Raw genomic sequence first — 17503 nt, forward strand, 5'->3', positions numbered from 1 at the left:
GATGTCCTTCCACCTTCCGGTCTAATGAAAAGCCGCGGCGACGGCCAAAAGCACGAGGATTTCGCCGCCCTGTTCCAGCGCGCCGCAGATGTCGCCGGTGTGGCCGCCGAGCTGGCGCTGTGCGAGTGCCTTGAGGAATACGAACCAGGCGGCGAGCAAGGTCGCGGCGACGAGCGTCGTCATGGGGCCGAGCAGCAGGAGAAGAGCCGCCGCTCCAATGGCGAGCGCGATTGCGGCGGTGCGTTCGCCGATGGCGCCGACATTGGCCGAAAGGCCGTCATCGCGGGCGGGGGGCAGGGAACCCAGAAAGTGCGGGATCATTGCGCGGCCGGCCATATGCGCGGCGATGAGTGCAGCAATAGCGGGAACAGGCGCTAGTGCGGCGAGGGCAGCAACGCGCAACAGGATCGAGAAGACGAGGGCTGCCACGCCATAGGTGCCGATGCGGCTGTCGCGCATGATTTCAAGCTTGCGCTCGCGGGTCGCGCCGCCACCGAGACCGTCTGCCGTGTCTGCCAGACCATCCTCATGCAGCGCACCGGTGACCAGCATCGTGGCGGCGACGGCCAGCAACGCGCAGACGAGCGGCGGCAGGCCCGCCCATGCGGCGACGAGAAGCGCGGAGCCGCCGATAACGCCGACCGCGGCACCGGCCAGCGGAGCCGCCCATTGCGCGCGGGCGAAATCTTCCGAAGGGGTTCCGAGAACCGCGACCGGCAGGCGGGTGTAGAAGCCGACGCAGGCTGCGAAATCGGACAACGGGCCGCTCATCGGGCTGTCTCGTCGCGGGCGATGGCATGGAAGAAGCTGCCGCTGACATGGCCGCGCCTGCCGCCGGAGGGCCCGATTTCGCGGCCCTGACCGTCGGCGATCGATGCCAGTGGCTCATCGTTGCCGGCCTGGGTGACGCGCGCATAGTGGAACTCGTGGCCGCGCACGACCTCGCCCTTACCGCCAAGCACGCAATCATGCGCGAGCGTCGCGCGGCGGTAGCCGAGGTTCATCTTGCGCTTTGCAAATGAGGTGGAATGGCCGAGCAGGCCGAGCATTTCGTGCGTAACGCCGTCCGCATCTTCCAGCGCCTTGCCGAGAACCATGTAGCCGCCACACTCGCCATGGACCGGGCGCGTGCGGGCGAAGTCGGCGATGCCGGTCTTGAAGCGCGCAGCAGATGCAATTTTTCCGGCGTGAAGCTCGGGATAGCCGCCCGGCAGCCAGCAGACGTCGCAATCCTGCGCCGGTGCTTCGTCGGCAAGCGGCGAGAACGGGACGAGCTCCGCGCCCGCCGCGCGCCAATGTGCGGCGACATGCGGGTAGACAAAAGTGAAGGCGGCGTCGCGTGCAATAGCGATGCGCTGGCCGGGAGGAGAAAGGGCGGCTCCATCGCTGCCGGACGGGATTGCTACCGGGGCGGCGATCTCGAGCACGGCGTCTAGGTCGATCGCATTTTCAATCGCGTCGGCGAGGCGATCGATGTGATCCGAGATGCCGGCATGCTCTTCGGCCTGGACGAGACCGAGATGGCGCTCCGGCAGTTGCATTGCCTCGTCACGCGGCACCGCGCCGACGACACGAATGCCGCGCTTCTCGATTGCCTCGCCCGCGAGGCGCACATGCCGCTCGCTGCCGACGCGGTTGAGCACGACGCCGGCGATCCGGACGCGCGGGTCGAAGCCGGCAAATCCCGATGCGACGACGGCGGCGGTCTGCGACTGGCCGGAAACATCGAGAACCAGAAGCACCGGAATGCCGAAATCGCGGGCGAGATCGGCGGCAGCGCCCGAGCGGCCGCTGTCGGAAGGAATGCCGTCGAACAGGCCCATCGCGCTTTCGATGATTAGGACATCGGCGCTGTGTGCCGCCTCCGCCGCAAGGCTGCGCAGAAGCTCGGGGTGCATGGCCCAGCTGTCGAGGTTGAGGCCGGGTGTGCCGGTGGCGGCAGCGTGGAAGCCGGGATCGATATAGTCCGGACCGGACTTCGCGCCGCGCAGCGTCAGCCCCCGACGAGCCAGCGCGCGGAGCAGCCCGATTGTGATCGTCGTCTTGCCGGAGCCGGAACGCGGCGCGCCGATGATCAGTCCGCGTGCGGTCATGCCGTCGGCTCGGTCGGCAGTGCGAGAAGCATGTCGCGCATGGAAACGATGTCGCCAATGACGATGATCGCCGGTGCTTCGAGCCCGGCTTCGGTCGCATCGGCATGGATGGTGGACAGGGTGCCGGTGACGATGCGTTTTGCTGCCGTGGTGGCGGAGGCAATCACGGCTGCCGGTGTGTCGGGCCCGAGCCCGGCGCCCAGAAGCGCTTTGACGATGATCGGCAGGTTTTTCAGGCCCATATAAACGACGATCGGCTGGCCGGTACGGGCGAGCGCCCCCCAGTCGAGATCGTCCGGCGTGCCGGCAGCGTGGCCGGTGGCCAGCGTGAACGCCTTGTTGATGCCGCGCATGGTGGCCGGAATGCCGCTCTCGGCCAGACCAGCCAGCGCGGAGGTGACACCCGGAAGGATGCGGTAGGGAATGCCGGCCTTGACCAGCGCAAGTGCTTCCTCGCCGCCTCGGCCGAAGATGAACGGGTCGCCGCCCTTGAGCCGCAGCACGCGGCGGCCATCGCGCGCATAGGCGATGAGGCGGGCGGTGATGTCGTCCTGGGTGGCGGAAGGTTTGCCGCCGCGCTTTCCTGCAAAGACCAGTTCCGCGCCTTCGGCAAGGTCGAGAATGCTCTTGTCGACGAGCGCGTCGTAAACCACCACATCGGCCTGGGCGAGCGCGGAGAGCACGTCGAGCGTAAGCATGCCGGGGTCGCCGGGACCGGCGCCGGCCAGCCAGACATGACCGGGCTCCAGCTTGGCCCGCGCGTCAAGAAGTGCGGCTATGCGTTGTGATCCGGTCATGGGCGCATCTCCAGCTCGTGACGGGCGGCGCGGCGGCCACTATAGATCGCGTGATGGATGACGAAGCTCGAAACCTGCGCCGCGGCTGGACCACCGGCGCCTGCGCTGCGGCAGCGGCGAAAGCAGCCTGCGCGGCGCTCGGCGGCGGCGCGTTTCCCGATCCCGTTGAAATCACGCTGCCCGGCCTCCAGCGACCGGGCTTTGCGCTGGCGAAAACCGAGCGAGGCGAGGGTTTTGCGCGCGTGGGCATCGTGAAGGACGCCGGCGACGACCCCGACGTCACACATGGCGCGCTGATCATTGCCACGGTGCGGCGCGGGGCTGCGGGCACCGGCATCACCTATCGCGCGGGCGAGGGGGTGGGCACCGTCACGCGGCCCGGCCTGCCGATCCCGGTCGGCGAGGCGGCCATAAACCCCGTGCCGCGCATCATGATCGCGAAGGCGATCGCGGAGATCGCCGGGGAGGGCGCAGACTTCGAAGTCGAGATATCGGTACCGGGCGGGGCGGAAATCGCGACGAAGACGCTCAACCCGCGCCTCGGCATTTTGGGCGGCATTTCGATACTCGGCACCACGGGCATCGTGATCCCGTTTTCCTGCTCGTCCTGGATCCATTCCATCCATCGCGGCATCGATGTGGCGCGGGCGATGGGGCTCGACCATGTCGCGGGGTCGACCGGCTCGGCTTCCGAGAACGCGGTGCAAAAGCATCACGGGCTGCACGAGGTGGCGCTGATCGACATGGGCGATTTCGCCGGCGGCATGCTGAAATATCTGCGCGCGCACCCGGTGCCCAAAGTGACCATCGCGGGCGGTGTCGCCAAGATGACGAAGCTCGCGCAGGGCATGCTCGACCTGCATTCCAAGCGCGGCCAGGCCGATCTCGACGCGCTGGCCGAGGTGGCGCTGAAAGCCGGCGGCGGCGAAGCGCTGGCGGCGAAGGTTCGCGCCGCCAACACGGTTGCCGAGGCGTTCGACCACGCAGCCGAGGTTGGCGTGGCTCTGGGCGACGCGGTTGCGCAAGGTGCGTGGGAGACTGCGGCCGAGGCGCTGGCGCCTGCCGACACCGAGCTCGAAATCCTGATCTTCGACCGCGAGGGAAACCGGCACGGCGAAGCGCCGTTCAAACCCGTTCATGAGGCCTCCCGGCCGCGAAACCGGCGCTGATAGGCGGGGTCGTAGAGCGAGCTTTCGCGGAAATCGGCGGCGCCGAGCGTGCGTCCCACAAAGATGATTGCCGTGCGCTCGATGGGATCCGCCGCTATCTTGTCCGCGATATCGGCGAGCGTGCCTTTGACAACCTGCTGCTGCGGCCAGCTGGCATGCGCAACGATGGCGACGGGGCAATCGGCACCATAATGGGGGGTCAGTTCGGCCACCACCTGATCAAGCGCGTGGATTGCCAGATGGATCGCCAGCGTGGCGCCCGTGGCGCCGAAGGCAGCGAGGCTTTCGCCGTCCGGCATTTTCGAGGCGCGGCCTGAAACCCGAGTGAGCACGAGGCTCTGGCCGATCTCAGGAATTGTCAGTTCGCGACCGAGCGCCGCGGCAGCGGCGGCGAATGACGGCACACCCGGCGTAAGCGTATAGGGGATGGCGCGGCGCTGCAGACGGCGTATCTGCTCCGCCACCGCGCTCCATACCGAAAGATCGCCAGAATGGAGGCGCGCGACATCGTAGCCGGCGCGGTGGGCAGCGACATATTCGGCCTCGATCTCGTCCAGCGACATCGGTGCGGTGTCGACCAGACGCGCATCTGCCGGGCAATAATCGAGCAGCTCTTTCGGCACGATGGAGCCGGCATATAGGCACACCGGCGAGCGCGCGAGGATATCGCGCCCGCGCACGGTGATGAGGTCGGCAGCACCCGGGCCGGCGCCGATGAAATGCACCGTCATGACGCGCCTCCCGTTCGGGCGAGCGCGCAGGTGACCGGGCCGAGCGCGACGCGCGGCCCGAGCAAGGAGCCGCCTGGGCCGACGGCGGCCAGCGCGGCAGCTTCGGAGAGGCTGGCAAGGCCGGTTGCAGCGATGCTGGCGTCGGAGCGTGTGGCGGTGTCGCAATCGGCCACGCGCAACAGCTCGTCACTCAGGCCCTGACAGGCGATGCCAAGCCGGGTTGCGGCTTCCGCGATACCCGACTCGGCGGATTTCGCACTGTTCGACGCGAGCGCCGATATCGCGGCGCGGGGCAGATCTTGCGTCGCCAAGGCGGCGTCGAGCACGGCCAGCACCTCGTCGGCCGTGACATTCTTGCGGGCTCCGATGCCGGCGACGATCATGGCTTGCTCCATGACCATTGCGTGACCGGCATCGCCGGGCGCCAGCCCGTGAGCGAGCCGACCGGAGAGGCATGCGCCACCGCCAGCCGCAGAAGGTCGCCGCCGTGATCCTGATGCGTGGCGAGGAGCAGCGCCTCGGTTTCCAGAGTGACGGCGTTGACGACCAGTCGGCCACCCGGCTTGAGGCGGGCGAGGGCGGTGTCGAGTACGGCTGCGTCGCAACCGCCGCCAATGAAGATCGCATCGGGTTCGGGCAGGGCGGCGAGCGCCGCCGGGGCTTCGCCGGCGACGATTTCGAGGCCGGGAACGCCGAGCGCTTCGGCATTGCGGCCAACGCGGGCGGCGCGTTCGGCGTCTCGCTCCACGGCGATGGCGCGCAGCGAAGGATCGCGTAGCATCCATTCGATCGAGATGGAGCCCGAGCCGGCGCCTATGTCCCACAGAAGCTCGCCGTGACTGGGTGCGAGGGCCGAGATCGTGGCCGCACGTACGGTGCGTTTGGTGATCTGGCCGTCATGCTCGAACCAGTCGTCCGGCAGGCCGGGAGCCAGCGGCATGGCGCGGGCGTCCGGAGTGGCGTCGACTTCGATGGCGATGAGATTGAGCGGGTCGATTTCGCGCGGCTGGAAAGCGGCCGCGGTGGTTTCGGCGATACGCTCACGCGCTCCGCCAAGCGCTTCGAGCACGGTGAAGCGAGAGGGGCCGAAGCCGAGCCGGGTGATCATTTGCGCAATCGCCGTCGGACCGTCGGCGTCGGAGGTCAGCACCAGCAGCTTGCGGCCGGGCTGCAGGTGGGGGCGGAGCAGGGCGAGCGGGCGGCCATGCAGCGACACGCAAGTCGCGGCTTGCTGCGCCCATCCAAGCCGCGCCGCAGCGAGGCTGAAAGCGGACGGAGCCGGCACGATCCACATTTCGGCGGCGGGCACATGTCGTGCCAGCGTGGCACCGACGCCGTAGAACATCGGGTCGCCCGAGGCGAGCACGCAGACGGAACCGCCGCGTAGCGCCATCACTGCCGCCACCGCCTGATCGAAGGGGCTTGGCCAGGCGCGCGCTTCACCGGCGATCAGGGAGGCCGCGAGCTCAAGGTGACGCTTGCCGCCGAAGACGGTCTGCGCGCCGGCGATCATGTTACGCGCGTTCTCGCCGAGGCCCGCGACGCCATCCTCGCCGATGCCGACGATGGACAGCCATGGCGTTGCTGGTGCAGTTACGGGCATGGGATCAGCGGACATGATGAAGCACCATATCCTGATACTGGGCGGCACCAGCGAGGCGCGCGCTCTTGCCGGCCGGCTCGGCTCGCATGAGGACTATGCGGTCACCCTGTCGCTGGCCGGACGCACCGCAAACCCTGTCGCCCAGCCGGTTCCCGTGCGGGTTGGCGGCTTCGGGGGCGCGGAAGGTCTCGCGCGATATCTCAAGGCGGAAGGGATATCGCTGCTCATCGATGCAACTCATCCCTTCGCCGCGCAGATTTCGCACAATGCGGCGCAGGCCGCAAAGCAGGCTGGCGTGCCGCTGATCGCGCTGCGCCGTCCGGCCTGGCAGCAAGCCGCCGGCGACCGCTGGACGCTTGTCGGAAGCGTCGCTGGGGCGGTGGATGTGCTGGGTGAGAAGCCGCGCCGCGTGATGGTTGCGCTTGGCCGGCAGGAGCTCGCGCCTTTCGAGGCCGCGCCGCAGCACAGCTACCTCATACGCTCCGTCGATCCAGTCGAGCCGCCGCTCGGCGTGCCGGACGCGCAATACATTCTGGCGCGTGGGCCGTTCGAAGAAGCCGACGAGAAGTGGTTGCTTGAGGCTAACCGTATTGACGTGATCGTTTCCAAGAATTCCGGCGGTGCCGCAGCTTATGGCAAGATCGCGGCGGCGCGTGCGTTGGGGCTCGAGGTCGTAATGATCGCACGACCGGCGCTGCCCGATGTGCCCTCGGGGGGATCGGTCGATGAGACGGTTATGCAGGTCGATCATCTGCTCGCCCCTTTAGCGAAGCGCGGCGTGTAGACCAGCGGTGGCAATCCCGGTCGGGCGATGCTGCGCGTCTCGGGCGAGCCGACGATGATGCAAGTCGCCATGTCGGCTTTTGCGGGGTCGGCGGCAGCGAGGTCGGTGATCTCGATGCGCTCGTCGGGGCGTCCCGCTGCGCGGCCGAACACCACGACCGTATCTCCCGGAAGCACGGCGCGCAGGCAATCGAACGCCTTGCCGAGTTGCCACGGTCGGGCCCGGCTGATCGGGTTATAGAACGCCATCACGAAACCGGCCTCGGCAGCGGCGGCAAGCCGCTTTTCGATCAGCTCCCACGGTTTCAGATTGTCCGACAGCGAAATCACGCAGAAATCATGGCCGAGCGGCGCACCGATGCGGGCGGCGACAGCCAGCATCGCGGTGATGCCGGGCAGCACGGAGATTTCGACCTGCCGCCACGCGTCCGGCCCGTTCTCTACCGCCTCGCAGATCGCGGCGGCCATTGCGAACACACCGGGGTCGCCGCCCGATACAACGCAGACATTGCCGCCCTGGCATGCGCGGTTGAGCGCGGCGGTCGAGCGGTCCAGTTCCTCCCGGTTGTCGGAGGCGTGGCGCGTCTGGTCCGGCCGCAGCGACAGCCGGTCGAGATAGGGCGCGTAACCGTAGAAGTCGCTGGCGCCGGCGATGGCGCGAGCGACCTCCGGCGTCGTCTGGTCCGGATTGCCGGGACCGAGGCCTACCACTGTAAGCCGGCCGCTCATACCCACCCGCTCCAGCCCGGAACCAGCACAATCGAGAAATAGGGCGCCGGGGCATCGTCGCGGCCGGCCAGCGGCGTGGCGAAGCCGTTGGCCATCGTGCCGCGCTCGACATAGACGGCGCGGTCGAGCTTGCCGGCGGCCGAAAGAGCGGCGCGGATCTTGGGCAGATTGCGCCCGACTTTCATGATCACCGCGGCATCGGCCTCGGTCAGCCGGCGCGTGAGCTCCGCTTCATCCAGCGTGCCTGGCAGGACGCACAGAATATCGTCGCCCTGCGTGATCGGCGTGCCGGCCAGCGACCAGCAGCCCGACATGGCAGTGACGCCTGGAATCACCTCGGTGTCGAAGCGGTGTGCGAGCCGCACATGAAGGTGCATGTAGGAGCCGTAGAAAAGCGGGTCGCCTTCCGACAGCACCGCGACGGAGCGGCCGGCTTCGAGATGCGCTGCGACTTCCTGCGCCGAGCGGTCGAAGAAGCCAGTGATCGCGCAGCGATAGTCTTCATGCGTGCGTTCGACCTCGGTGGTGACGGGGTAGAGCAGCGGGAGCTCGATTGTGTCCGGCCGAATGTGGGCGTCGACAATGCGGCGCGCATTGCTGGCGTTGCCCTTCTTGGCAAAGTGCGCAACGACATCGGCCTCAGCCAGAACACGTGCGGCTTTCAGCGTCAGCAATTCGGGATCGCCGGGACCGGTGCCGACACCGAACAAGCGGGCTCTTGCGTTGCTGCTCACAGGCCGGGCCTCGCCAGCGCGTTGATTGCTGCGGCCGTCATGGCCGAACCGCCCAGCCGGCCGCGCACAATCGCCCAGGGGACGCCGTAAGTACTTGCCTCGAGCGCATCTTTCGATTCCGCTGCGCCGACGAAGCCGACCGGCATGCCTATGATCGCTGCGGGACGCGGTGCGCCCTCATCCAGCATTTCGAGCAGGTGAAAGAGCGCGGTCGGCGCGTTGCCGATGGCGACAAGCGCTCCTTCCAGGCGGTCGCCCCACAAATGCATGGCGGCGGCGGAGCGCGTGTTGCCGATCTTCTTCGCGATCTCCGGGGTGTGCGGGTCGCGCAAAGTGCAGACCACGTCATTGTCGGCCGGCAGCCGGGCGCGGGTTACACCGCGCGCCACCATTTCGGCGTCGCAAAGGATCGGCGCGCCGGCGGCGAGTGCGGCCCGCGCGGCATCCACGAAACCGGGAGCGAAGGCGAAATGCGATGCGGCCTCGACCTGTCCGCAGGCATGGATCATGCGGATCGCGACATCGGCTTCACCCGGCGTGAAGCGGGCGAGATCGGCCTCTTCGCGGATGATGGCAAAGGAGCGCTCATAGATGGCGTCGCCGGCGCGGATATAGTCATAGGTAGTCAATTCAGTCTCCGGCCGATGCCTGTTCGAATGTTCGCGCGGTTTTCGCCGGTGCTTTGCCCTGACGACGCGCCGCCATGAGGCCTGCCAGGCGACGCGCGATGTCGCCTTTGCCGAAGTGTTCGCCCGTCTGGCGCGCAGTGCCGCCTTCCACCAGCTCGACGCCGTTCTCCGTGCCGACGAGCGTGAAGGCCGCCCTGGCCGGGTGGGCGCAGCCCTTGGCGCATCCTGAAATGTGCAGGCTGGCTAAATCGGCGGGTAGGGCAGTGGCGACTTCGCGTGCGATTTCGCGGGCAGGGATGAAGCCCGACGCGCAGCCCTGCGTGCCCGGACAAGCGAAGATGCGGGCGCGCGGGTCATCGGCCGAGGTAATCAGGCCGGCTTGATCCGCAAGGTCGCGAAGGCGCAGCGCGACTGCCTCGGATTCGCAAAGCAGGACCGCCGCGCGGCCCGGCGCGAAACGCAGCTCAGCGATTTCTCCGGCGCGGTCGAGGAAGGCGTTCAGCTCACCGGCTTCGATGCTGCCAAAGGGCAGGGCAACCCGGATGGCGAAGCGGCCGTCGGTGAGAGAGTGGGGCGTTGCCCCCTCACCCGCTCGCGTCCTCTCCCCCAGGGGAGATGGGACCAGGCCGAGATACCGGCTCTCCTCTTCTCCCCCACGGGGAGAAGGTGGCTGCAAAGCAGCCGGATGAGGGGGTGATGAAGCAAAGTGCTCGGAAAGTATGGCGGCTATGTTCTCCGGTGCCAGATCCCGGGCACGGATATGGGCACCCTGTGTCGCGATGGCCTCCAGAATTGCCATCGCTGCATCTGCCGCCACTTCTTCGTCAACGACCGCAAGCGGTCGTGCGGTTTGACGGTCGCCGCCGATCGAAACCAGCCAGTCGGTTGCCGCCACGGCGTTTAGCCTGATGTCGGCAGCGATATCGGCAAGCGTGATGGCGCCGTCGCCATCGACAACCACTGAGACCTTGGGCGCCAGGCGCTGCTTCAGATCGGAAGAGTCGATTGCCTGGCGGATCGCGACGGCGAGCGGTGCGGCGTTTGCTGTCTCGGACGGGTCGAGGCCGGCGAGCGGATTGGTCTCGACCGGCACGCCGTCGCGCAGGCCCAATTCCATCGCCGCGATATCCTTGGCGAGTGCTGCGGCGCTCGTCTCGGTCAGGCCGCGTATCTGGAAGTTGCCGCGCGCAGTGATCTCCACAAGACCGTTGCCGTGCCGGCGTGCGGCGTCGCACAGCGCGCGCACGCTGTCCGCCGAAAGAGCTTCGCCGGCGGCGGCGAGCCGCACCAGCAGTCCGTCGCCGGTCTGCATGGGGGCCGAAAGGGCGGGGCAGGCGCCACGGCGGAACATCACGCGGCCTCCCTGGCGCGGGCTTCCGCGATGAGTTCGGCAAGGCCATCGTCAATCGAGTTGCGGCGCGGGTGCCAAAGGCCCCGGCGCCGCGCTGCGGCGAAACGCTCGGCGATGGCGCGGGCAGCGGCCGGGTTTTCGCGCAGCAGGAAATCGCGCACGCGCTCGTCGCCCAGATAGGCGTCGTGGACGGCTTCCAGCAGCGTTTCGGGAATGGCCAGCGTGGTCTCGGCGAAGGCGACCAGCCGGTCGACGGTCTCCGCGAATTCGGCGGCGCCGCGCGGGCCGTGGCGCAACTGGCCCTCGATGAAGCGCGGGCTGACGGCGCGGCCGCGCACAACACGGGCAACCGCTTCGGCCACTGTGCGGGCGCGGGGACGCGCCGGGTCGGTGGTGTCGAGCGTGATCAGATCGGCGGAGCGGCCAAGCGCTGCGATAGCTGCGGCGAAGCCGCCGACATGCGCGGCATCGGCGGAGCCGTCGAGGATGTCGCGGCCCGGATCGTCGCCGGTGTGAACGAGGAGCTGTGCTTCGGCCACGCGGCGCGAAAACGCCTGGGGTGCTTCCGCACCATCGCCCTCGGCGCCGCCATAGGCGTGGCTCGTGGCGTCAAGGTAGGCCTGGCCGATCTCGGCGCGCTCCTGCCAGTCGCCTGTAGCGAGCAGGTCTTCCACGCCAGCGCCATAGGTGCCGGGCGAACCGCCGAAAATGCGAGGCGGGACTGCGCCGGTCTGGCGTGCTTCAGCGGCAAGCGGGTTTTCCGCGCCATCCTCGTCACGCGCGGCGACTGCGCGGGCGGCAGCGTCGAGCAGCGCGATCTGGGCCGGGAACATGTCGCGGAAGAGGCCGGAGATCTTCCATGTGACATCGACGCGCGGACGGCCAAGTTGCGCCAGTGGCTGGACCTCGACGCCGGTTACGCGGCCGGTAGCAGCATCCCAGACGGGCTTCACGCCCATCAGGTTGAGCCCCTGCGCGATTTCCTCGCCGCCGGTGCGCAGGCTGGCCGAACCCCAAAGGTCCATCACCAGTGAGCGCGGCCAGTCGCCATGGTCCTGTAGAAAACGGCGCACGACCTCGTCGGCGGCCAGACGCCCGAGCTCGTAGGCTGTCGGCGTCGGCATTGTGCGCGGGTCGGCGGTGAAGAGGTTGCGGCCGGTGGGCAGCACGTCGGTGCGGCCGCGCGCCGGGGCGCCTGCCGGGCCCGGGCGTATGTGGCGGCCGTCGAGCGCGGCGATCAGCGCCTCACGCTCGCGCGCGGCGGACTGAAGCCGCAGCGGGTCGGTTTCGCCGGGCGCGGCGCGGCCATAGACATGTTGGCCGTCCTTCAGCGCGAAATCCTTGATGTCGCAAAGCCAGGCATCGATCTTCTGCAGTGCTTCATCGGCGTCGAGATCGTCGGCGATGCCTGCTTCGCGGGCGAGGCCCGTTTCGCGCGCGGTGTCGGCGATCAGTTTCGCCAGCCGGTCGCGGCGGCGGCGGTCCAGCCCGTCCGCCTGAGCGTATTCGTCTACCAGATGTTCGAGCTTGCGTTCGGCCTCGCCCAGCTCCGCGCCGACCAGCGGCGGCGGCAGATGGCCGAGAGTGACGGCGGCGATGCGGCGCTTGGCGTGGGCGGCCTCCCCAGGGTTCGAAACGATGAAGGGATAGACGACCGGAAGGCCGCCGGTGACGATCTCGGGGAAGCAATCGGAGGACAGCGCGACGGCTTTTCCCGGCAGCCATTCAAGCGTGCCGTGCGCGCCGACATGGACGATCGCATGGCAGCCGCGATCGGCCTGCAGCCAATGGCCGAATGCCAGCAGCTCATGGCGCGGCGGCAGCTCGGGATCATGATAGTCGGCGCGCCGGTCGGCGGAGCGGCCGCGGTCCGGGGCCAGAGCCACAGTGACATTGCCGAACTGCTCAAAGCGAAAGGCCAAATCGTTTGCCGGCTCCGGGTTGCCCCATGCACTGATGACCTTTTCGCGAGTCTTTTCGGGCAGTTGGCTGAACCAGTTGCGATAGTCCTCGAATCCTGAGCCGGCTGAAGGTTCACGCAGTGATTCAAGTAGTTCACGCGATGATTCAGGTATGCCGCCGACCGAATAGCCCGCGGCCTGCAAGTCGCGGAGCATGGCGAGCACGCTCTCGGGCACGTCCAGGCCGACCGCATAACCCGTGCGGCCGGTAGCGTTCGGGTAGTCGGGAATGAGGATGGCGAGACGGCGTTCGCCTCGCGGCGTTTGCGTCAATCGGATCATCGCCGAGAGGCGATCGGCGAGGCTTTCGACACGGTCGGGCTCGGGCCGGTTTTCCTGACCGCGGAAGCCCAGTTCCTCGTCGAGCGGGCGCTCCGATTTGAAGGCGATGGCACCACCCAGAATGCGGCCGTCGAGCTCCGGCAGGACGACATGCATGGCCAGATCGGCCGGGGCTAGCCCACGCTGATTTTCCGCCCAGGCCTCCCTGCGCGTGGTGGCGACGATCGCCTGGAAGACGGGGACGCCGGCCCGGTCGAACAGCGTCTCAGAGCCGGGCTCGGCACCGCTGGCAAAGGCCGTTGTGGCGACGATGGCGGCGGGAGCGAGCGTCGCGATCGCGTCTTCCACGAAGGCGAGCGAGGTTCGATCCTTGAGGCTGGCGACGAAGATCGGCACCGGCTCCATGCCGCGTTTTTCAAGTGCGGCGAACAGCGCGTCGATGGGCGCGGCGTCGGCGGCGAGCAGCATGGAGCGATAGAAGAGGATGGGGATGATTGCTTTCCCTTCTCCCCGTTCGCGGGGAGAAGGTGGCCCGAAGGGTCGGATGAGGGGCGGTGCTACTCTCGAAAGTCGATCCTGCCCCTCATCCCCATGCCGGGACCTTCTCCCCGTGAACGGGGAGAAGAACGCCTTCAATTCCACCACACCTTTGCCGGGCAGATAGTATCCGGCTTTGGGAACCGGTTTTGCCTCGGGCGCATCCGCGGCGCCGCCAGCCAGTACAAACAGCCGCGCGGCGAGGCCAGCCATGTTGTCGGGGCCACCTTCGCGGAAGAATGCAAGCAGCCGGTCGAGCTCATCCTTCGCGACGGTGGAAGCCGCGTCGAGGCGCGCATCTTCCTCGCAGCATTCGCCCGGCAGAAGTGCCAAAGCAATGCCCTTTTCGCGGGCGACTGCCGCGAGCCGGTCGCAGCCGTAGCGCCACCAGTCATATCCACCGAGAATGCGGACCAGCACGACCTTTGCGTTGCTAGCCACACTGTCGATCCAAAGATCGACCGACATCGGGTGACGCAGGTCGCGCAGCGCCGCGAGGCGCAGCGACGGCAAACTGGTATCGGCACGCCAGGCGGCGGCAATTCCGGCCAGATCGCTATCGGAAAAGGAAAGCGCCACGACATCCGCCGGCTTCTGAGCCAGGTCGATAGGCTCGGCGAGATCGTCGAGCGTTGCGGATGATGTGGCGAGGAGGTGCATTGCCGCCCGTCAGCCAGCCAGAGCGGCAGCGATGGCGTCTTGCCGCAGGCCCTTTTCGCCGATGACGACGAGACGGCCGACGCGGGCTTCCGCGGGACCCCAGGCGCGGTCGAAATAGTGGTTCACGCGGGCGCCAACGGCCTGAACGAGAAGCCGCATCGGCTTGCCGTCGACCGGCACGAAACCTTTGACGCGCAACACGTTTTCTGTCTCCGCGATCGTCGCGACGCGCGCCGCGATCTCGGCCGGGTCGCTGATCGGGGCGATCTCGACGACGAAGGTGTCGAAATCGTCATGGTCGTGATCTTCGAGCCCGTCATGATGGGGCTTGCGGGCGTCGATCTGGTCTTCAACTGCCATGCCCAGACCGAGCAGGATTGCCGGATCGACTTGCCCTTCCTTCGCTGCGACCACCTTGACGGCGCGGGGCAGATGAGACGCAACGGTTTTTTCGGCGCGCTCGCGGCCAGCCAGGTCGATCAGGTCGGACTTCGACATGATAACGAGGTCGGCGCAGGCGATCTGGTCCTCGAATACTTCTTCGATCGGATCGTCATGGTCGAGCTGCTCATCGGCCTCGCGCTGGGCGGCAAGCGCGTCCATGTCGGAAGCGACCATGCCGTCGGCAAGGGCCGCGCCATCGACCACGGCAACGACACCATCGACGGTGACGCGGCTTTTCACCGTCGGCCACTGGAAGGCCTGCACGAGCGGCTTGGGGAGAGCCAGGCCGGAAGTCTCGATCAGGATATGATCGACCTTGGGCTCGCGGGCGAGAATCTGGTCGATCGCCGGCACGAAATCGTCGGCCACGGTGCAGCAGATGCAGCCATTGGCGAGTTCGACGATGTTTTCTTCCGGGCAATCCTCGATGCCGCAGCCTTTGAGAATTTCGCCGTCGATGCCGACATCGCCGAATTCGTTGACGACGACCGCAATGCGCTTGCCATTGGCATTCTGCAGCAGGTGGCGGATGAGGGTGGTCTTGCCGGCACCGAGAAAGCCGGTGACGACGGTGCAGGGCACGCGGTTTAGCGAAGCGGTCATTGATTGTTGTCCAGGTGAAGGGTTGTGGGGATGCGGGCGATCAGCCCGCGCTTGAGCGATTCGGGCCGGGCGCGAAACGGCATGAAACCGTCTTCGGATGCGGCGAGAAGTTCGGCCCCGGCGACGAGGTCATCGCCGCTGTCTTCGTTCAGCCAGCCGAACATGTAACTCCATGAGCCGCCGCTCAGGATTGCCGCGCTCAGGCCGCGCTTGCAGTTGCCCAGGCAACCGAAGCTGGTGACGCATACATCTTTGCCCCGCGCGGCGCGACGTGTGTCCTCGGCGAGACGCGAACCGGGACGCGGGAGATCGTCCGGCCCGTCGGGGCCACGGCAGGAATGGCAGACAACGATGGTGGTTTTTGCAGGCGCAGCGCCGCTTACGGACGAAGAAGCCAGGCTGGGCGCGCCGTCTTGGGGGATTTCACTCGTCATTTCGTCTCCATGCCCGGGTCACCCGCCGGGCGGTTGGAATTCATCGTTCGACGGCAGGTCTCCTGGCTCGCGGGTCACCGCCGGTTGCCGCCTTCCCGGGTTATCCCAGTGGCACTCGGCGTCCGGCTCATCGCTCACAGTTGCGGGGACAGCCGCGGAATTGCACGTCAGATGCGCACCGCGTTCCCTCTTAGCCGCGTTCCCGAAAGAAAGCGGACCGTCGCCCGCTATCTATTCGCCGTCGCGGGATAGAGTCAACGCGTCGCATTTTGGGTTTTCGGGCAAAAAGAAATCCGGTAAGTGTGGTTGCATCGTTGGTGCCCGTCAGGGGCCGAGAGGGAATACGGTTAGGGCGAGCGCCCGATGCCGTGGCTGCCCCCGCAACTGTGTGCGGCGAGCCGGTTCCTATAACCACTGGGGTGACCCGGGAAGGTGGAACAGGCGCCCAAGCCGCGAGCCAGGAGACCTGCCGGCGATGATTGAAACACCGGCGCCCTCGGGTGGAGGGCAGGAGGGAAGAATATGAACGGTTCGATCCGCACTTTCGGCACAGACGTTTCGGCGCAGTCGCGGCTTATGCAGCTCGCACTCGCCGGCCTGCTCGGCCTATTCGTGATCGGTTTTGTCGGTTTCAGCCATGTCGAGGCGGCGCACAATGCCGGCCACGACTACCGGCATTCCATGGCTTTTCCCTGCCACTAGGGAGTTGCTGACATGACATTGTTTCGCAACGTCGTCTTCGTGGCGGCGCTGGCCGGGCTTGTGGCCGGCCTCTTCATGGCTGCCATGCAGGCATATGCCACCGTGCCGCTGATCATTCAGGCCGAGAGCTTCGAAGGCGCGGGCGACGGCCACCACCATCACGGCGAGGAAGCGGCAGAGGGCCATTCGCATGGAGAGGAAGCCGCCGAGGGCGAAGAAGGCTGGGCGCCGGCTGACGGGTTCGAGCGCTTCTTCTATACGTCGATGGCCAATATCGTGACCGCAATCGGCTTCGGCCTCGTGCTGGTGGTGGTGTCGGAATTCGCGGGCGGTATCGCCGGCTGGCGCCAGGGACTGTTCTGGGGACTTGCCGGCTTCGCCGTGTTCACGCTGGCGCCCGGGCTCGGCCTGCCGCCGGAACTGCCGGCGATGCCTGCCGCCGACCTCGGCGCCCGGCAGACCTGGTGGCTTGCGACCGTCGCGGCTACGGGTGTCGGTCTGGCGCTCATCGTCTTTCGCCGCACACCGGCGCTTGCCGCCCTCGGCCTCGTGCTGATCGCGGCGCCGCATATCGTCGGCGCGCCGCAACCGGCAAGCTTCGAAACGCCGGTGCCGGCTGCTCTGCACCATGACTTCGTTGTTGCGGTGACGGTGACCAACCTGTTGTTCTGGGCCGTGCTCGGCACAGTGGCGGGGGCGCTTCGCGCACGCTTCGCTGACGAGGCGGACGCCGCGCAGAAGAGCTTTGCCTGACAAGGGTTCCCTGACGCTCGTTCTGGGTGGCGCACGCTCGGGCAAGAGCACCTACGCCGAGAGCCTGATTTCGGCAAAGCCATCGCCGTGGCGGTACATCGCCACGGCGCAGGCCTTCGACAATGAAATGGAAGAACGCATCGCAACGCACCGGTCGCGGCGCGACGAGCGTTGGCAAACGGTCGATGCGCCGCACGACCTTGCGCAGGCATTGGCCGCGTGCCCGGAAGGGCAGCCGGTGCTTGTCGACTGCCTGACGCTGTGGCTGAGCAACAGGATGCTGGCCGATGCGGATATCGCGGCCGAAACCGAGGCGCTCGCGGACACGGTTTCGCGGCCTACCGGACACTGGGTCCTCGTTTCGAACGAGGTCGGGTCCGGCATCGTACCCGAAAACGCGCTGGCGCGCCGCTTTCGCGACGAGGCAGGGCGGCTCAACCAGAAGATTGCAGCCCTTGCCGATGAGGTTGTGCTCGTCGTGGCGGGCCTGCCCGTAAAGGTGAAATGA

General features: G+C 67.4%; 18 protein-coding genes and 2 riboswitches. Of the genes, 5 read left to right on the forward strand and 13 right to left on the reverse strand.

The genetic code is table 11. The features are described from left to right. Nucleotides 1-21: 21 nt before the first annotated feature. From cobS to cobA, 3 genes are read right to left on the reverse strand one after another with little or no spacing between them, the layout of a single operon-like run. Nucleotides 22-771, reverse strand: a complete 750-nt coding sequence (gene cobS / locus EP165_RS11510; protein WP_127522669.1) for an adenosylcobinamide-GDP ribazoletransferase — start codon at nucleotides 769-771, stop codon at nucleotides 22-24. Then, on the reverse strand, nucleotides 768-2093 hold the full coding sequence (locus EP165_RS11515; RefSeq protein ID WP_127522671.1) for a cobyrinic acid a,c-diamide synthase CobB: 1326 nt from the start codon (nucleotides 2091-2093) through the stop codon (nucleotides 768-770). The genes cobS and EP165_RS11515 overlap by 4 nt, the downstream gene beginning before the upstream one ends. Continuing rightward, nucleotides 2090-2890: a uroporphyrinogen-III C-methyltransferase gene (cobA, locus tag EP165_RS11520; RefSeq protein WP_127522673.1), complete on the reverse strand. Its 801-nt coding sequence runs from the start codon at nucleotides 2888-2890 to the stop codon at nucleotides 2090-2092. The genes EP165_RS11515 and cobA overlap by 4 nt, the downstream gene beginning before the upstream one ends. A 53-nt stretch (nucleotides 2891-2943) precedes the next feature. Here cobA and EP165_RS11525 point away from each other — a divergent pair, with 53 nt between their 5' ends. Continuing rightward, complete coding sequence (locus EP165_RS11525) at nucleotides 2944-4059, forward strand: cobalt-precorrin-5B (C(1))-methyltransferase (protein ID WP_127523504.1); 1116 nt, start codon at nucleotides 2944-2946, stop codon at nucleotides 4057-4059. Here the strand turns inward: EP165_RS11525 and cobM are convergent. From cobM to cbiE, 3 genes are read right to left on the reverse strand one after another with little or no spacing between them, the layout of a single operon-like run. After that, complete coding sequence (gene cobM / locus EP165_RS11530) at nucleotides 4026-4790, reverse strand: precorrin-4 C(11)-methyltransferase (protein WP_127522675.1); 765 nt, start codon at nucleotides 4788-4790, stop codon at nucleotides 4026-4028. The two genes, EP165_RS11525 and cobM, sit on opposite strands and share 34 nt — an antisense overlap. After that, the gene (locus tag EP165_RS11535; RefSeq protein ID WP_127522677.1) at nucleotides 4787-5173 is read right to left on the reverse strand and encodes a cobalamin biosynthesis protein; all 387 of its coding nucleotides are present in this window, start codon (nucleotides 5171-5173) and stop codon (nucleotides 4787-4789) included. The genes cobM and EP165_RS11535 overlap by 4 nt, the downstream gene beginning before the upstream one ends. Further along, the gene (gene cbiE, locus EP165_RS11540) at nucleotides 5170-6408 is read right to left on the reverse strand and encodes a precorrin-6y C5,15-methyltransferase (decarboxylating) subunit CbiE (RefSeq protein WP_127522679.1); all 1239 of its coding nucleotides are present in this window, start codon (nucleotides 6406-6408) and stop codon (nucleotides 5170-5172) included. The genes EP165_RS11535 and cbiE overlap by 4 nt, the downstream gene beginning before the upstream one ends. 1 nt (nucleotide 6409) lies before the next feature. Between cbiE and EP165_RS11545 the strand changes: the two genes are divergently transcribed. Then, complete coding sequence (locus EP165_RS11545) at nucleotides 6410-7177, forward strand: cobalt-precorrin-6A reductase (protein WP_127523505.1); 768 nt, start codon at nucleotides 6410-6412, stop codon at nucleotides 7175-7177. Here the strand turns inward: EP165_RS11545 and EP165_RS11550 are convergent. Genes EP165_RS11550 through EP165_RS11580 form a run of 7 tightly spaced genes read right to left on the reverse strand, consistent with a single transcriptional unit; the run spans nucleotide 7141 to nucleotide 15540 of the window. Further along, nucleotides 7141-7905 (reverse strand): precorrin-3B C(17)-methyltransferase, encoded by a 765-nt coding sequence (locus tag EP165_RS11550; RefSeq protein ID WP_127522682.1) that lies wholly within the window; start codon nucleotides 7903-7905, stop codon nucleotides 7141-7143. The two genes, EP165_RS11545 and EP165_RS11550, sit on opposite strands and share 37 nt — an antisense overlap. Further along, the gene (locus tag EP165_RS11555; RefSeq protein WP_127522684.1) at nucleotides 7902-8639 is read right to left on the reverse strand and encodes a precorrin-2 C(20)-methyltransferase; all 738 of its coding nucleotides are present in this window, start codon (nucleotides 8637-8639) and stop codon (nucleotides 7902-7904) included. The genes EP165_RS11550 and EP165_RS11555 overlap by 4 nt, the downstream gene beginning before the upstream one ends. Next, a complete protein-coding gene (locus tag EP165_RS11560) occupies nucleotides 8636-9268 on the reverse strand; it encodes a precorrin-8X methylmutase (RefSeq protein ID WP_127522686.1) in 633 nt (210 codons plus the stop codon). Before EP165_RS11560 ends, EP165_RS11555 begins: the two co-directional genes overlap by 4 nt. Before the next feature lies 1 nt (nucleotide 9269). After that, on the reverse strand, nucleotides 9270-10619 hold the full coding sequence (gene cobG / locus EP165_RS11565) for a precorrin-3B synthase (RefSeq protein ID WP_127522688.1): 1350 nt from the start codon (nucleotides 10617-10619) through the stop codon (nucleotides 9270-9272). Beyond that, nucleotides 10619-14059, reverse strand: coding sequence for a cobaltochelatase subunit CobN (gene cobN / locus EP165_RS11570; protein ID WP_127522690.1), 3441 nt, complete (start codon nucleotides 14057-14059; stop codon nucleotides 10619-10621). The genes cobG and cobN overlap by 1 nt, the downstream gene beginning before the upstream one ends. 9 nt (nucleotides 14060-14068) lie before the next feature. Continuing rightward, complete coding sequence (gene cobW / locus EP165_RS11575; protein ID WP_127522692.1) at nucleotides 14069-15106, reverse strand: cobalamin biosynthesis protein CobW; 1038 nt, start codon at nucleotides 15104-15106, stop codon at nucleotides 14069-14071. Then, complete coding sequence (locus EP165_RS11580) at nucleotides 15103-15540, reverse strand: DUF1636 family protein (protein ID WP_127522694.1); 438 nt, start codon at nucleotides 15538-15540, stop codon at nucleotides 15103-15105. Before EP165_RS11580 ends, cobW begins: the two co-directional genes overlap by 4 nt. Nucleotides 15541-15575: 35 nt before the next feature. Next, nucleotides 15576-15777, reverse strand: a riboswitch (cobalamin riboswitch). 61 nt (nucleotides 15778-15838) lie between these two features. Beyond that, nucleotides 15839-16028, forward strand: a riboswitch (cobalamin riboswitch). Between the two features lie 34 nt (nucleotides 16029-16062). Here EP165_RS11580 and EP165_RS11585 point away from each other — a divergent pair. From EP165_RS11585 to cobU, 3 genes are read left to right on the forward strand one after another with little or no spacing between them, the layout of a single operon-like run. Beyond that, a complete protein-coding gene (locus EP165_RS11585; RefSeq protein ID WP_127522696.1) occupies nucleotides 16063-16242 on the forward strand; it encodes a CbtB domain-containing protein in 180 nt (59 codons plus the stop codon). A 12-nt stretch (nucleotides 16243-16254) separates the two neighbouring features. Next, nucleotides 16255-16995, forward strand: coding sequence for a CbtA family protein (locus EP165_RS11590; RefSeq protein ID WP_127522698.1), 741 nt, complete (start codon nucleotides 16255-16257; stop codon nucleotides 16993-16995). Beyond that, the gene (gene cobU / locus EP165_RS11595) at nucleotides 16988-17503 is read left to right on the forward strand and encodes a bifunctional adenosylcobinamide kinase/adenosylcobinamide-phosphate guanylyltransferase (protein ID WP_127522700.1); all 516 of its coding nucleotides are present in this window, start codon (nucleotides 16988-16990) and stop codon (nucleotides 17501-17503) included. Before EP165_RS11590 ends, cobU begins: the two co-directional genes overlap by 8 nt.

This window comes from Mesorhizobium sp. Z1-4 (genome assembly GCF_004000235.1).
In the GTDB taxonomy this organism is placed as follows: domain Bacteria; phylum Pseudomonadota; class Alphaproteobacteria; order Rhizobiales; family Rhizobiaceae; genus RCIO01.